The 13,568-nt window shown below is 72.6% G+C and carries 14 protein-coding genes; 1 reads left to right on the forward strand and 13 read right to left on the reverse strand.

Features of this window, described 5'->3' with window-relative positions; translation table 11 throughout:
- Positions 1 to 3 precede the first annotated feature (3 nt).
- The 4 genes from rapZ to IF64_RS0103900 all read right to left on the reverse strand — a co-directional run bounded on the left by rapZ (position 4) and on the right by IF64_RS0103900 (position 4,597).
- Positions 4 to 861: an RNase adapter RapZ gene (gene rapZ, locus IF64_RS0103885; protein WP_030530598.1), complete on the reverse strand. Its 858-nt coding sequence runs from the start codon at positions 859 to 861 to the stop codon at positions 4 to 6.
- Between the two features lie 80 nt (positions 862 to 941).
- A complete protein-coding gene (uvrC, locus tag IF64_RS0103890; protein ID WP_030530599.1) occupies positions 942 to 3,053 on the reverse strand; it encodes an excinuclease ABC subunit UvrC in 2,112 nt (703 codons plus the stop codon).
- 63 nt (positions 3,054 to 3,116) lie between these two features.
- Entirely contained in the window at positions 3,117 to 3,812 is a 696-nt protein-coding gene (locus tag IF64_RS0103895) for an HAD family hydrolase (RefSeq protein WP_030530600.1), read from the reverse strand.
- Positions 3,809 to 4,597, reverse strand: coding sequence for a dienelactone hydrolase family protein (locus IF64_RS0103900; protein ID WP_051757452.1), 789 nt, complete (start codon positions 4,595 to 4,597; stop codon positions 3,809 to 3,811). Before IF64_RS0103900 ends, IF64_RS0103895 begins: the two co-directional genes overlap by 4 nt.
- Before the next feature lie 145 nt (positions 4,598 to 4,742).
- Between IF64_RS0103900 and IF64_RS0103905 the strand changes: the two genes are divergently transcribed.
- Positions 4,743 to 5,528: an exodeoxyribonuclease III gene (locus tag IF64_RS0103905; RefSeq protein WP_030530602.1), complete on the forward strand. Its 786-nt coding sequence runs from the start codon at positions 4,743 to 4,745 to the stop codon at positions 5,526 to 5,528.
- 16 nt (positions 5,529 to 5,544) lie between these two features.
- Here IF64_RS0103905 and IF64_RS0103910 read toward each other — a convergent pair whose 3' ends face one another.
- From IF64_RS0103910 to fmt, 9 genes are all read right to left on the reverse strand, one after another.
- Entirely contained in the window at positions 5,545 to 6,015 is a 471-nt protein-coding gene (locus IF64_RS0103910; protein WP_048807957.1) for a PH domain-containing protein, read from the reverse strand.
- A 14-nt stretch (positions 6,016 to 6,029) separates the two neighbouring features.
- Complete coding sequence (gene ribH / locus IF64_RS0103915; protein WP_030530604.1) at positions 6,030 to 6,548, reverse strand: 6,7-dimethyl-8-ribityllumazine synthase; 519 nt, start codon at positions 6,546 to 6,548, stop codon at positions 6,030 to 6,032.
- A complete protein-coding gene (locus IF64_RS0103920; protein ID WP_030530605.1) occupies positions 6,545 to 7,897 on the reverse strand; it encodes a bifunctional 3,4-dihydroxy-2-butanone-4-phosphate synthase/GTP cyclohydrolase II in 1,353 nt (450 codons plus the stop codon). The genes ribH and IF64_RS0103920 overlap by 4 nt, the downstream gene beginning before the upstream one ends.
- A 2-nt stretch (positions 7,898 to 7,899) precedes the next feature.
- Entirely contained in the window at positions 7,900 to 8,526 is a 627-nt protein-coding gene (locus IF64_RS0103925; RefSeq protein WP_030530606.1) for a riboflavin synthase, read from the reverse strand.
- A gap of 1 nt (position 8,527) precedes the next feature.
- A complete protein-coding gene (gene ribD, locus IF64_RS0103930; RefSeq protein ID WP_036875756.1) occupies positions 8,528 to 9,535 on the reverse strand; it encodes a bifunctional diaminohydroxyphosphoribosylaminopyrimidine deaminase/5-amino-6-(5-phosphoribosylamino)uracil reductase RibD in 1,008 nt (335 codons plus the stop codon).
- A gap of 70 nt (positions 9,536 to 9,605) precedes the next feature.
- A complete protein-coding gene (rpe, locus tag IF64_RS0103935; protein ID WP_030530608.1) occupies positions 9,606 to 10,280 on the reverse strand; it encodes a ribulose-phosphate 3-epimerase in 675 nt (224 codons plus the stop codon).
- A gap of 143 nt (positions 10,281 to 10,423) precedes the next feature.
- A complete protein-coding gene (locus IF64_RS0103940; protein WP_030530609.1) occupies positions 10,424 to 10,948 on the reverse strand; it encodes a flavoprotein in 525 nt (174 codons plus the stop codon).
- Positions 10,945 to 12,435, reverse strand: a complete 1,491-nt coding sequence (locus IF64_RS0103945; protein WP_051757453.1) for an RsmB/NOP family class I SAM-dependent RNA methyltransferase — start codon at positions 12,433 to 12,435, stop codon at positions 10,945 to 10,947. The genes IF64_RS0103940 and IF64_RS0103945 overlap by 4 nt, the downstream gene beginning before the upstream one ends.
- A complete protein-coding gene (fmt, locus tag IF64_RS0103950; RefSeq protein ID WP_030530611.1) occupies positions 12,432 to 13,364 on the reverse strand; it encodes a methionyl-tRNA formyltransferase in 933 nt (310 codons plus the stop codon). The genes IF64_RS0103945 and fmt overlap by 4 nt, the downstream gene beginning before the upstream one ends.
- Positions 13,365 to 13,568 lie beyond the last annotated feature (204 nt).

The following is a 13,568-nucleotide window of genomic DNA, read 5'->3' on the forward strand; positions in this document are numbered from 1 at the left end:
AGCTCACTCCCGGCCCAGGTCCCTGTGCACCACCTTCACCGCAGTTCCATCCTCTTTGGACAGGCGATTGGCGAGTTCCTCCGAGATGGCGACGCTGCGGTGTTTTCCGCCCGTGCAGCCGATCGCGAGTGTGAGATAGCGCTTGCCCTCCCGTTTGTAGCCTGCGCCGATCAGTCGCAGCAGCTCGTGGTAGCGATCGAGGAACTCCTCCGCGCCCTCCTGCCCGAGCACGTAGTTGCGCACCTCGGTGTCGAGACCGCTGTGGTCGCGCAACTCCGGGATCCAGAACGGATTCGGCAGGAACCGCACGTCCATGACGAGGTCGGAGTCCATCGGAAGACCGTACTTGTAGCCGAAGGACAGCACGGTCACCCGGGTCTGCGCCGACGCCTCGGTGCCGAAGGCGTCCTCGATCTTGGCCCGCAGGTCGTGCACCGACAGCGACGAGGTGTCCAGGAGCAGGTCGGCCTCGGCGCGCAGCGGCTCGAGCAGCGCCCGTTCGGCACCGATCCCGTCGACGAGCCGACCGTCACCCTGCATCGGATGGCCGCGGCGCACCTGGTCGAACCGCCGGATCAGCACCGCGTCGGTCGCCTCGAGGAACAGCACCCGGGGTTTGTACCCCCGCATGTCCAGTCCCTTGATGACCGACGAGAGGTCGTCGGTGAACGCGCGCGAGCGCACGTCCATGACGACCGCGACCTTCGTGATGGCCCCGCGCGACTGGGCGCCGAGCTCGACCATCGTCGAGATCAGTTCCGGGGGCAGGTTGTCGACGACGAACCACCCCAGGTCCTCCAGGCATTTCGCCGCCGTGCTGCGTCCCGCGCCGGACAGTCCGGTGACGACGGCGACCTCCATTCCCGACCCTCTGCCGTCCTCCTCGGCCGCGCCGGCCGGTGTCCGGTCGCGTTCGGCCCCGTCGGCCCTGTCGGCACTGCTCATCGTTGTGACTCCCCTTGCTTGTTCCCGTTTCCCCCTGCGAGAGCCGTGTACACGGCCTCCGCCGTCCGCTTGCCGAAGCCCGGCACCTGCGCGATGTCGTCCACGCTGGCCTGTTTGAGCTTCTTGACCGAGCCGAAGTGCTTGATCAGCGCGGACTTCCTCGCCTGCCCCAGTCCGGGGACGCCGTCCAGCTCGGACGCCTGCACGCGCTTGCCGCGCTTCTCCCGGTGGTAGCGGATGGCGAACCGGTGCGCCTCGTCGCGCACCCGCTGGAGAAGGTACAGCGCATCCGAGGTCCGCGGCAGGATGACGGGTTCGTCGTCCTCCGGCAGCCACACCTCTTCGAGGCGTTTCGCCAGACCGACGACCGCCACGTCGGTGACGCCGAGTTCGGCGAGGACGTCCGCGGCCGCGGTGGCCTGCGGACCGGCACCGTCCACGACCAGCAGGTTCGGCGGGTAGGCGAACTTCTTCGGCTTGCCGGTCTCCGGGTCGATGCCCGGGGCACTGCCCGGGGCATCGTCCACCGCACCGGCACCACCACCGTCGACGGCTCCGGCCGCTTCGGGTTCTGCGGCGGCTCCGGGCTCCGCGGCCGCCCCCGTCTCGGCGGCGATCGCCGCGGCGTCGGGGCCGGCGTCGGGGGTGGCGTCGGGGGTGGCGTCGGAAGTCGCCTCGGCGGTCTCCTTGAGGTAGCGCGCGAACCGCCGCCGCACGACCTCGGCGATGGCGGCGACGTCGCCCTCGTCGGCCGCCTCCCGGAGGGCGAAGCGGCGATACTCCGACTTTCGCGGGACCCCGTCCTCGAACACCACCAGCGAGGCGACCACGTCGGTGCCCTGGGTGTGACTGATGTCGACGCATTCGATGCGCAGCGGCGCCGTGTCGAGGGCGAGGTGTTCCTGCAGTTCCTGCAACGCCGCCGAACGCGCGGTCAGGTCGCCGGCCCTGCGGAGCTTGTGCTGGGCGAACGCCTCCTTGGCGTTGCGCTCCACCGTCTCGGCGAGCGCGCGTTTGTCGCCGCGCTGGGCCACCCGCAGGCGCACGCGCGATCCGCGCAGTTCCGAGAGCCACGTCGTCATCGCCTCGGCGTCGGGCGGCAGCTCGGGCACCAGCACCTCGCGCGGCACGGTCGGCCCCGTCTCGCCGGGCGTCTGCCGGGCGATGTCGAGCTGTTCGGCGTAGAACTGGCTGAGGAACTGCTCGACCAGGTCGGGCACGCCCATCTCGTCGACCTTGTCGATCACCCACCCACGCTGGCCGCGCACCCGGCCGCCGCGCACGTGGAAGATCTGGACGGCGGCCTCCAGCTCGTCGTGGGCGAAGGCGATCACGTCGGCGTCCGTACCGTCGCCGAGGACCACGGCCTGCTTCTCCATCGCCCTGCGCAGAGCGGCGAGGTCGTCGCGCAACCGGGCGGCGCGCTCGAACTCGAGCTGTTCGGACGCCTCGGCCATCGCCTTCTCCAGCCTGCGCACCATCTTGTCGGTGCTGCCGGCCAGGAAGTCGCAGAAGTCCTCGACGATGGCGCGGTGCTCGTCGGCGCTGACCCGGCCCACGCACGGCGCAGAGCACTTGTCGATGTAGCCGAGCAGGCACGGCCTGCCGATCTGCCCGTGCCTGCGGAACACCCCGGCCGAGCACGTGCGCGCGGGGAACACGCGCAGCAGCAGGTCGAGCGTCTCGCGGATCGCCCACGCGTGGGCGTACGGACCGAAGTAGCGCACGCCCTTCTTGCGCGGACCGCGGTAGACGTGCAGCCGGGGGAACTCCTCCCCCAGCGTGACCGCCAGCACCGGGTAGCTCTTGTCGTCGCGGTACCGGACGTTGAACCGCGGGTCGAACTCCTTGATCCAGTTGTACTCCAGCTGCAGCGCCTCGACCTCGGTCGTGACGACGGTCCACTCCACGCTCGCCGCCGTCGTCACCATCTGCCGGGTCCGCGGGTGCAGTCCGGCCAGGTCGGCGAAGTACGAGTTCAGCCTGCTGCGCAGGCTCTTCGCCTTGCCGACGTAGATCACGCGGCGCCGCTCGTCGCGGAACTTGTAGACCCCCGGTTCGTCGGGAATGCTCCCCGGAGCGGGGCGGTAGGTCGACGGGTCAGCCACGCACTCCACCCTATTTCGCCGGTCGGACGATTCCGCCGGGTGGCCGCCCGCTCCGGACCGCGCTCAGCCCAGCGCGAGCAGCCCCGCCACGACCTCGTCGACCCGGTCAGCCACGACGTGCGGCCGTTCGACCACGTCCGGGACCCCGCCCTCGTGCCGCGTCGCCAGGCCCGCGAGCAGGCCGGCGCGGAGCGCTCCATGGGTGTCCCACGAGTGCACCGCCACGAGCGCGGTCGCCTCCGGCGCGGCCCCGGCCTGCTCGCACGCCCAGGTGTAGACCCGCCGCGGTGGTTTGAAGGCGCCGATCTGTTCGGCCGACAGCACGCGCACCAGTTTGTGGCCGATGCCGTGCCGCTCCAGCACGGTCTCGAGGACGGTCGCCGAGCCGTGCGTGAAGGCGTAGGCGGGCACGCCCGCGTCGGCCAGCAGGTCGAACGCGGGTTCGGCGTCCGGCTGCAGCGGCAGCTCGGCGAAACCGTCGAGGATGTGCGCCGTCGCGGCCCGCGACAGGGTGTGCCGGGTCATCGCCGCCAGTTCGGCCTCGGCCACCGCGCGGAACGGCGGCGCCTGTCCCGCGAGGGTGTAGGCCATGCCGCTGCGGAGTGTGCGGGCGAAGAACGTCTCGAGTTCGTGCCCCGGCCTTCCCACCTCTTCGAACCGCCCGCGCAGTGGGTCCAGGACGAGCAACGTCTCGAAGACGTCGAACAGCACGACCTCGGGCCTGCGCGCGGGAGCGGCCCCCTCGGGCGCGCGGGTCATCGGAGGGTGCGCCCGAACAGCTCGAGCAGGTTGCGCCAGTGACGCTCGGCCGCGGCCTCGTCGTACGAGGCGGTGTCTGCCTGCGTGTAGCCGTGCGCGGCCCCCTCGTAGACCTCGGCGCGGAACCGCACCCCCGCGTCGGTGAGCGCGGCGTTCAGCCGGTCGATCTGCTCGGGCGGCAGGGCGTGGTCGTTGTCGGCGTGGCCGAAGTACAGCTCCGCGGTGATGCGGTCGGCGCCGAGGTGCGGGCTGTCGTCGGCCTCGGTGGCCAACCCGCCGCCGTGAAAACCCGCCGCCGCGGCGATCCGGTCCGGGAACGCCGCAGCGGTACGCAGCGCGAGTACCGCACCCATGCAGTAGCCCGTCGTGCCCACCGGACCGTCGCCGCTGTCGTCGCTGTCGGCGAGGAACCGCAGATAGGCCTCGGCGTCACGCATGGCGAGCTCGGGGGTGAGCGCCTGCATCACCGGCCCGATGCGCTCGAAAATCTCGGGCCGCGCCTGCGGGTCGATGAACTCGGGCAGATCGAACACCGGTGTGCGCCCGGCACGGTAGAAGACGTTGGGCACGAGCACGGCGTAGCCGTGTCCCGCGAGCCGGTCCGCCATCGCCTGCAGGTGCGGACGCAGGCCGAAGGCGTCCATGTAGAACAACACCCCGGGGTTCGGGCCGCCGCCGTCCGGGCACGTGAAGTAGGCGTCCGCGGTCCCGTCCGGCGTCGTGATGTCCACGGTGCGCGAGCGCACTCCGCCAGACTGTGCACCGTCCGACCGAACCCCACTCATGGCGTGGACTCCTTCCTCGCGTTCGTCCGTGGCCCCGACGATCTATACACCTCGTGCGGCCGCCGCGCCGGGCCGGCGTGACCGGCGACTCGGCCCGCGCGGTATAGGTCGTTATACAGTCGTCGTGCTGTGCGAAGGTTCCCGCATGCGGATCGCCACGTGGAACGTCAACTCGGTCACCGCCCGCCTCCCGCGCGTCCTGACGTGGCTGGAGACGACCCGGCCGGACGTGCTGTGCCTGCAGGAACTCAAGTGCGCCGACGACGCCTTCCCCGCCGAGCAGGTGCGCGAGCTCGGCTACGACATCGCCTGCCACGGCACCGGCCGCTGGAACGGGGTGGCGATCCTGTCCAAGATCGGCCTGGAGGACATCGTCCGCGATCTGCCCGGCCAGCCCGCCTACGACGGTGCCGTCGAACCGCGCGCGGTCGGGGCGACGTGCGGCGGGGTGCGCCTGTGGTCGGTCTACGTGCCCAACGGCCGCGAACCCGGCCACGCGCACTACGACTACAAGCTCGACTGGCTGGCCGCACTGGGCGCCACCGTCGTCGCCGACAAGGCGGCCGACCCGGATCGGCCGCTGGCCGTGCTGGGCGATTTCAACATCGCCCCGACCGACGACGACGTGTGGGACATCAGCCTGTTCGCCGAGTCCACCCACGTCACCGAGCCGGAGCGGAAGGCGCTGGCCGCACTGCGCGACGCGGGACTGTCCGATGTGGTGCCCCGGCCGCTGAAGTACGACCACCCGTTCACGTACTGGGACTACCGCCAGCTCGCCTTCCCCAAGAACAAGGGAATGCGCATCGACCTCGTGTACGCCGACGCCGCGGTGACGGCCGCCGTCACCGACGCCTACGTCGACCGGGAGGAGCGGAAGGGCAAGGGCCCCTCCGATCACGCCCCCGTGGTCGTCGACGTGGACCTGTGAACGTCTCGGCCCGGCGTTACTGCCGGGCCTGCTTGTGCAGCCTGCGCAGGCCGCGCACCGCCTCCACCGCGCGATGGCGGTCGACCGCCTGCACGGCCAGCAGCGGGTAGTACTCGTCGTCGGGCAGTTCGAGCCGTGCGAACGACGCGCCGTCCGGGAAGCTCACCGACAGCACCTCGTCCCAGGCGAACCGCTTGGTGGTGAGCACGTTGCGGACCTCGATGCCGCGGGCGTCGGCACGCACCTTCGGCGACCCGAACGCAGCACACGTCAGTCCCAGGATCAGGCCGACGCCCACCATCGCGATCTGGTCGCTGAGGCGGAAGATCGCCCCGGTGTCCGATTCGCTCAGCAGCACCGCCACGACGGTGAACACCGCGAACAGGACGAGGCCGAGCGCTCCGCCCATCCAGGCGGCCCTGCGCGGCCGCGCGACCACGACGTCGTCGCCTGCGGCGGCCCCTGCGGATCCGGTGTCCTCGGTCATCTGCTCACTCGCGTTCACACGAAACCCCGTTCGGTCCACGGCTGACGCAGGCCACGCAGCACCCCGGCGGTCGTCAACGCCGCGATCGTGGCCTCCCGCCCCTTGTTCTCCGCCGATTCGGGCAGCCCTGCCCGATCGAGCGCCTGCTGCTCGGTGTCGCACGTGAGCACGCCGTTGCCGACCGGGGTCGACTCGTCCAGCGCGACCCTGGTCAACCCGGCCGTCACGGCGTCGCACACGTAGTCGAAGTGCGGCGTCCCGCCGCGGACGACCACGCCGAGCGCGACCACGGCGTCATGGCCCCGGGCCAGCGCCTGGGCCACGACCGGCAGTTCCACGGAACCGGCCACGCGGACGACCGTGGGCTCGTCGGCGAGCTTGACCTCCGACGCGGCGCGCAGCGCGTTGTCGAGCAGGCTGTCGGTGATCCGCGTGTGCCACCGGGTGGCCACGATCGCCAGCCGGAGGTTCTCGCATTCCTTCAGTGCCTCGACGGTCTCGGCGTTCTCGTCGGGACGTCCTTCGCCGCTCACGGCAGCCCATCACCGCTTTCGGGGTCGTTTCCGTTCACCGTGCCGTTGGTCCGGCCCGCGTCCAGGTCGGTCAGCCCGGCGCCGACGTCGTCGACGTTCTCCAGCTGCGACAGGTCGTGGCCCATCCGGTCACGTTTGGTCTGCAGGTACCGCAGGTTCTCCGGGTTCGGCGACACCGGGAGCGGGACCCGGCCCGTCACCCGCAGTCCGTAGCCCTCGAGACCCACGCGCTTGGTGGGGTTGTTCGTCAGCAGCCGCATCGACCGCACGCCCAGATCGGTGAGGATCTGCGCGCCCGTGCCGTAGTCCCGCGCATCGGCGGGCACGCCGAGCGCGAGGTTGGCGTCGACCGTGTCGGCGCCCCCGTCCTGCAGCTCGTAGGCCTGCAGCTTGTGCAGCAGGCCGATGCCGCGTCCCTCGTGGCCGCGGACGTAGAGCACCACGCCCCGTCCCTCCTCGGCGACGGCCTCGAGCGCGGCCTGCAGCTGCGGTCCGCAGTCGCAGCGCAGCGATCCGAACACGTCGCCGGTGAGACATTCCGAGTGCACGCGCACGAGCACGTCCTCGCCGTCGCCCACGTCGCCGTAGACGAACGCGACGTGCTCGACACCGTCGAGCAGGCTGTCATAGCCGATCGCGCGGAACGTGCCGGCGGCCAGCGGGATCCGCGCCTCGGCGACGCGTTCGACCTGCTTCTCGAATCGCCTGCGGTAGGCGATGAGGTCGGCGATCGTGATCATCCGCAGGTCGTGGTCGGCCGCGAAGACCTCGAGCTCGTCGCGCTTGGCCATGTCGCCGTCGTGCTTCTGCGACACGATCTCGCACAGCACGCCCGCCGGCGCGAGCCCCGCCATCCTCGCGAGGTCCACGCCCGCCTCGGTGTGGCCGGGACGGCGCAGCACGCCGCCGTCCTTGGCGCGCAGCGGCACGACGTGGCCGGGCCGCTTGAAGTCCTTCGGGCCCGTCGCCGGGTCGGCCAGCAACTGGATCGTGTGGGCGCGGTCGGTCGCGGAGATGCCGGTGCCGATGCCCTCGGCGGCGTCGACGGTCACGGTGTAGGCCGTGCCGCGGACGTCCTGGTTGGTGTGGAACATGGGCGGCAGGTCGAGCCGCTCGCAGTCCTCACCGGTGAGCGAGACGCACACGTACCCGGACGTGTAGCGCACCATGAACGCGAGCAGCTCCGGCGTCGCCTTCTCGGCGGCGAAGATCAGATCGCCCTCGTTCTCGCGGTCCTCGTCGTCGACGACCACCACGGCCTTGCCTGCGGCGATGTCCTGAACGGCCAGCTCGATCGACTCGAAGTCGAAGCCCGTCGGGGCCTGCCCCGCTGCCGACGCCTCTGTCATGGTCACGCGTCCTCCTTGCCACCGCCATTGTCCACCGCGAGTGCGCGCAATCCCGCAGCGGCCTGTTTCTCGACGTACTTGGCGAGGACGTCCACCTCGAGGTTGACGAGGTCGCCGGGTTCGGTGCGGCCGAGCGTGGTCAGCGACAACGTGGTCGGGATCAGGGCGACGGTGAGTTCCTCCTGGCTCACCCCCGCCACGGTCAGGGACACCCCGTCGATGGCGATGGATCCCTTCTCCACGATGTAGCGCCCCAGCTCGGGTGGGAACGCGAAGTGCGTGACGTCATCGGCGTCCCGGTGCAGGAACACCCCGGTGCCGTCGACGTGGCCCTGCATGACGTGACCGCCGAACCGTCCGCCCGCGGCCATGGCCCGCTCGAGGTTGACCGTGCGCCCCGGTTCGGCCTTGTCCAGGCTGGTGCGCTTGAGGGTCTCGCGCACGACGTCCACGGTGAACTCGTCGCCCTCGACGTCGACGACCGTCAGGCACACGCCGCTCACGGCGATGGAGTCGCCGTGGGCCGCGTCCGCGGTCACGACGGGGCCGCGCAGCCGCAGCCGGACGCCGTCGGCGGTCTCCTCGACCCCGGTGACCTCACCGAGTTCCTCCACGATCCCCGTGAACACGTCAGCGTCCTCCCTCGTCCGCGACCGGTACGGCCGTGATCCGCACGTCGTCCCCACTCATGGTGACCCCTTCGACACGCCACCGGTGCGCTTCGGTGATGGTCGACACGCCCGCGGGTCCGAGCGCCGTCGGCCCCGCACCGAGCAGGGTGGGCGCCACGTAGGCGACGATCCGGTCGATCATGCCCGCTGCGGCGAACGCCCCCGCCAGGGTGGGTCCACCTTCGAGCAACACGTCCACGACACCGCGTGCGGCGAGCCGCTCCAGCACCTCCGCCGCGTCGTGGGTTCGGATGTGGAGTGTCTCCGCCGCCTCGTCCAACACGCGCGCGGTCTCCGGTATGCCGCGGGTGCCGACGATCACGCGCAGCGGCTGCCGTGCGGCGAGGCCGCCGTCGGCGTCGCGGACGGTCAGCCACGGGTCGTCGGCGAGCACGGTGCCGGTGCCGGCGACGACCGCGTCGGCCGCCGCGCGGATCCGGTGCACCTCGCCGCGGGACGTGGGCCCGGAGATCCAGCGGCTCGTGCCGTCCGCGGCCGCGACCCGTCCGTCGAGCGTCGCGGCGTACTTCCAGGTCACGTGCGGCCGCCCGGTGCGCGTGCGGTGCAGCCACGCCCGCAGCGGTCCGGCCGCGACGTCGGCGGCCAGCAGACCGCCGCGCACGTCGACGCCGGCCTCGCGCAGCAGCGCGCCGCCACCGGAGGCCGCCGGGTTGGGGTCGGCCACGGCGTAGTGCACGGCCGCAATCCCCGCGTCGAGCAGCGCCTGTGCGCACGGCGGGGTCCGGCCGTGGTGGGCGCAGGGTTCGAGCGTGACGTACGCCGTGCCGCCGCGGGCCCGGTCCCCCGCCTCGCGCAGCGCCATCACCTCGGCGTGCGGACCACCCGGGGGCTGTGTCGCACCGGCGCCCACGCGCGCGCCGTCGGCGTCGAGGATCACCGCACCCACGGGCGGATTGGGGCTCGTCCTGCCGCGCACGTCCTCGCTCAGCGCCAGCGCTGCCGCCATGGCGTCCCGGTCGCGGCCGTGCGGGTCCCGCGGGCCCGCGGGGCCGCCCGGGTCCTGCTCGGCGGGCACGTCAGTGCGCCGGTCGCGCGCCGGCCGCCTGGCTGCGCAGCGCGGCCACGGCCTTGCCCGGGTCCTCCGCCCCGTACACGGCCGACCCGGCGACGAAACAGTCCACGCCCGCCTCGGCGGCCTGCTCGATCGTCGAGGCGTTGATGCCGCCGTCGATCTCGACGACCAGCCGCAGGTGGCCCGTGTCGACGAGCCTGCGGGCCGTGCGGACCTTCTCCAACACGTCGGGGATGAACGACTGCCCGCCGAAGCCCGGCTCGACCGACATCACCAGGAGCGTGTCGTAGTGCTTGAGCGTCTCCAGATGCGGCTCGAGCGGGGTGCCCGGCTTGATCGACAGGCCCGCCTTCGCCCCGGCGGCACGCAGGTTCTTGGCCAGCATCACCGGGTCGGCGGCCGCCTCGACGTGCACCGTGACGTTGTAGGCGCCTGCCTCGGCGTAGCCGGGGGCCCACCGGTCGGGGTCCTCGATCATCAGGTGACAGTCGAGGGGCACGTCCGTGGCCTTGCGCAGCGATTCCACCACCGGCAGCCCCAACGTGAGGTTGGGGACGAAGTGGTTGTCCATGACGTCGACGTGCACCCAGTCGGCGCGGGTCTCGCCGTCGCGGGCGACGGCGGCGACCTCCTCACCGAGACGGGAGAAGTCGGCGGACAGGATGCTCGGCGCGATCAGCGGCGCGTGCGGTGCGGAGTTCGACTGTGAGGCCACACCGCGAATCCTAGGCAGCCCCACGCGCCGCGTCCGTTCGGGGCAACCCTCTCGGCCACCCCGCGGGCCGGCCCGACACACCGCGTGCGGAGCCGCGGGCGGTGCGTTCAGCGCCCGCCGGGCCGGGCGAGGCGATCCAGCCGGTCGAGCAGCGGGGTCCACGGCCGGTCGTCGAGCGGCCACACGTCCACCCCCGCGCCGGTCAGCGCGTCCAGATGCCCCTGCCACGCCGGGTGCGCCGGCCGGGTCGGCCGCACCAGTGGCCCCACGACCATCGGCACCACCCCGACGGCGTCGCCCAGTACCGTCAGCGCCTGGTTGTCGGCGAGGCCGAGCGCGAGCTTCGCCACCGACCCCGCGCTCGCGGGCGCGAAGACGAACGCGGCGGGGTCCGGATGCGGCCGGGGCTCCCCCGGTAGCCGCGAGGTGGACCGCACGTCGAGGTCGGTCGTGGCCTGCAGCCGGGCCAGGCCACCGGTCTCGGCGAACCAGTGCGCCGCCGTGGGCGTCAGCGTGATGGCGAGCCGCCAGCCACGCGCCGCCGCCGGCTCGGCGAGTTCGGCGGCCAGCCGTGTCTCGACCCCGCCGCACGCCGAGGCGACCAGGCCGAGACAGCCCCGTTCCGGGGTCATACGGCGCGGGCGAGACCGCAGAACATGGCGTCGGTGCCGTGGCGGTGCGGCCACAGCTGCACGGTCGGCCCGTCGCCCAGAGCGGGCACGCCGGGGAAGTACGGCCGCGCGTCCACGATCTCGGCCCCCGCGCGCCGGACCCCGGCGGTGAACGAACCCTCGGTCTCGGCCAGATGCGGCGAGCACACGACGTAGGCGACGATCCCGCCGGGGCGGACGAGCCGGAACGCCGACTCGAGCAGGTCGGCCTGCAGCTTCGTCAGGTCGGCCACGTCGCTCTGCTTGCGCCGCCACCGCGACTCCGGCCGCCGGCGCAACGCACCGAGACCGCTGCACGGCGCGTCGACGAGCACGCGGTCGTACCCACCCTCGAGCCCCGGATCGCGCCCGTCGGCCACGTGCACCGTCACGGGCAGGCCGTCGACGGCGTGTTCCACCAGCCGGGCGCGGTGTTCGGCCACCTCGACCGCGTCGACGTGCACGTCCGGCAGCTCCGCCGTGGCGGCGAGGCAGCCCAGCAGCGTCGCCTTGCCACCGGGGCCGGCGCACAGGTCGAGCCACCGGGCGTCGGAACCCTCGACGGGCGCACCGGCCGCGGCCAGCGTGACGAGCTGACTGCCCTCGTCCTGCACGAGGGCGAGACGTTCGGCGAGCGGTTCGGAGGCCGACAGGTCGCCGCTGCCCGCGGGCAGGTGCACGGCGTAGGGCGAGTACGGCGCGACGTCGCCGCCGGTGACGGCGGCCAGCTCGTCGGCGCTGATCTCCCCCGGCTTGGCGAGCAGGTGCACCTCGGGGCGCGCGTCGTCGGCCTCGAGCGCGGAGGCCAGCTCGTCGCCGGTGTCGCCGAGCGCCTCGGCGAACGCCCGCGCCACCCACCGCGGATGCGCGGTCCGTAGCGCCAGGTTGCCGATGCGGTCCTGTTCGGGATCGGGAGCCAGCTCGTCGAGCCACTGCTGCTCGTCCTTGCCCGACACCGTGCGCAGCACGGCGTTGACGAAGCCGGCCACGTGCGACCCGGCGGCGTCCCGCACGAGTTCGACAGCCGAGTCGACGGCGGCGTGCGCGGGGATCCGGGTGCGCAGGAGCTGATACGCGCCGAGCCGCAACCCGTCGAGCACCGCCGAGTCCACTTCGGACAGCGGGCGGTCGATGCACGCGGCGATGATCTCGTCCAGCAACCCGGCCGCACGCGCGGTGCCGTAGGTCAGCTCGGTGGCCAGCGCCGCGTCCCTGCCCGACACCCTGCGCTCCCGCAGCAGTTCCGGCAGCAGCAGGTTGGCGTAGGCGTCCCGGTCGGTCACGGCGCGCAGCACGTCGAAGGCGACCTGCCGCGCGGGGTCCTGCACGGGCGGTTTGCGCGGGCCGGTCTTGCGGGGCGCGGGCCTGCGACCGCGTTCGGACTCGCCCGGCCGTCCGCCGCGGCGGTCGCCGCCCTGCCTGCCCCCGCGGCCACGCCGAGGGCCACGGCTCCGGTTGTCGTCACTCATGCGAGGCGCTCCCCCAGCTCGATCCTCGTGCCGCGCGCCCAGTCGGTCGCCGCCATCCGCTTCTTGCCCTGTGCCTGCACCTCGCCGAGTTCGACCGGAACGGTCGCGGTACCCGCGAGGACGCGCTTGCGTTCCACGAGCAGCTCCCCCGGTTCCAGCGTGGGCGCGTCCACGTCGTCGACCGGCCGGACGGGCCCGAGTTTGCACCGCGCGCCACGGAACTCCGCCCACGCGCCCGGCTCCGGCGTCATCGCACGGATCTGCCGGTCGATCGCCATCGCGGGATCGGTGAACCGCACGCGGGCGTCGTCGACGGTCACCTTCGGCGCGTACGTCACGCCGTCCGCTGGCTGCGGAACCGCCTGCACCGAACCGTCCTCGATACCGTCCATCGTGGACACCATGAGGTCCGCACCGGACACGGCGAGCCTGTCGAGCAGTTCCCCCGCGGTGTCGGTCGCCTCGATCCGCTCGGTGACCACACCGAACACGGGACCGGCGTCGAGTTCGCGCACGATCCGGAACGTCGAGGCCCCCGTGTACTCGTCACCTGCCCGGACGGCGGCCTGCACCGGCGCGGCACCCCGCCACGCGGGCAGTACCGAGAAGTGCAGGTTCACCCAGCCGTGCGCCGGGATGTCGAGCGCGTCCTGGGTCAGCAGTGCGCCGTAGGCCACCACCGGGCACGCGTCGGGCGCCAGTTCGGTCAGCCTGCGCAGGAACTCGGGATCGTCGGCCCGCTCCGGGGTGAGGACCTCGACGCCGTGGTCGTCGGCGACCGCGCCCACGGGTGAGCGCATGAGCTTGCGTCCGCGCCCCGCGGGGGCGTCGGGACGGGTCACGACGGCGACGACCTCGTGCCGGGACTCCAGCAACGCGCGCAGCGTCGGCACGGCGGGTTCGGGGGTTCCTGCGAAGACCAGCCTCATCGGCGGCCCGCCTCGAAGTGGGGAGCGCTCATCGGCGACGAGTCTAGGCGGCGCCGCATGTCCCGACGTCGGCAGTACACCCGCCCATCCGGCCCGTCCACCCGGCACGCCCGCCCGGGACGCCGCCGGCACGGCGTCTCGGCGTCTCGGCGGAAACAGCCGGGGCACCGCCCAGCACGGCCGCTCACTCGGCGAACGCGACCG

The organism is Prauserella rugosa, assembly GCF_000719975.1.
GTDB classification, from domain to species: domain Bacteria; phylum Actinomycetota; class Actinomycetes; order Mycobacteriales; family Pseudonocardiaceae; genus Prauserella; species Prauserella rugosa.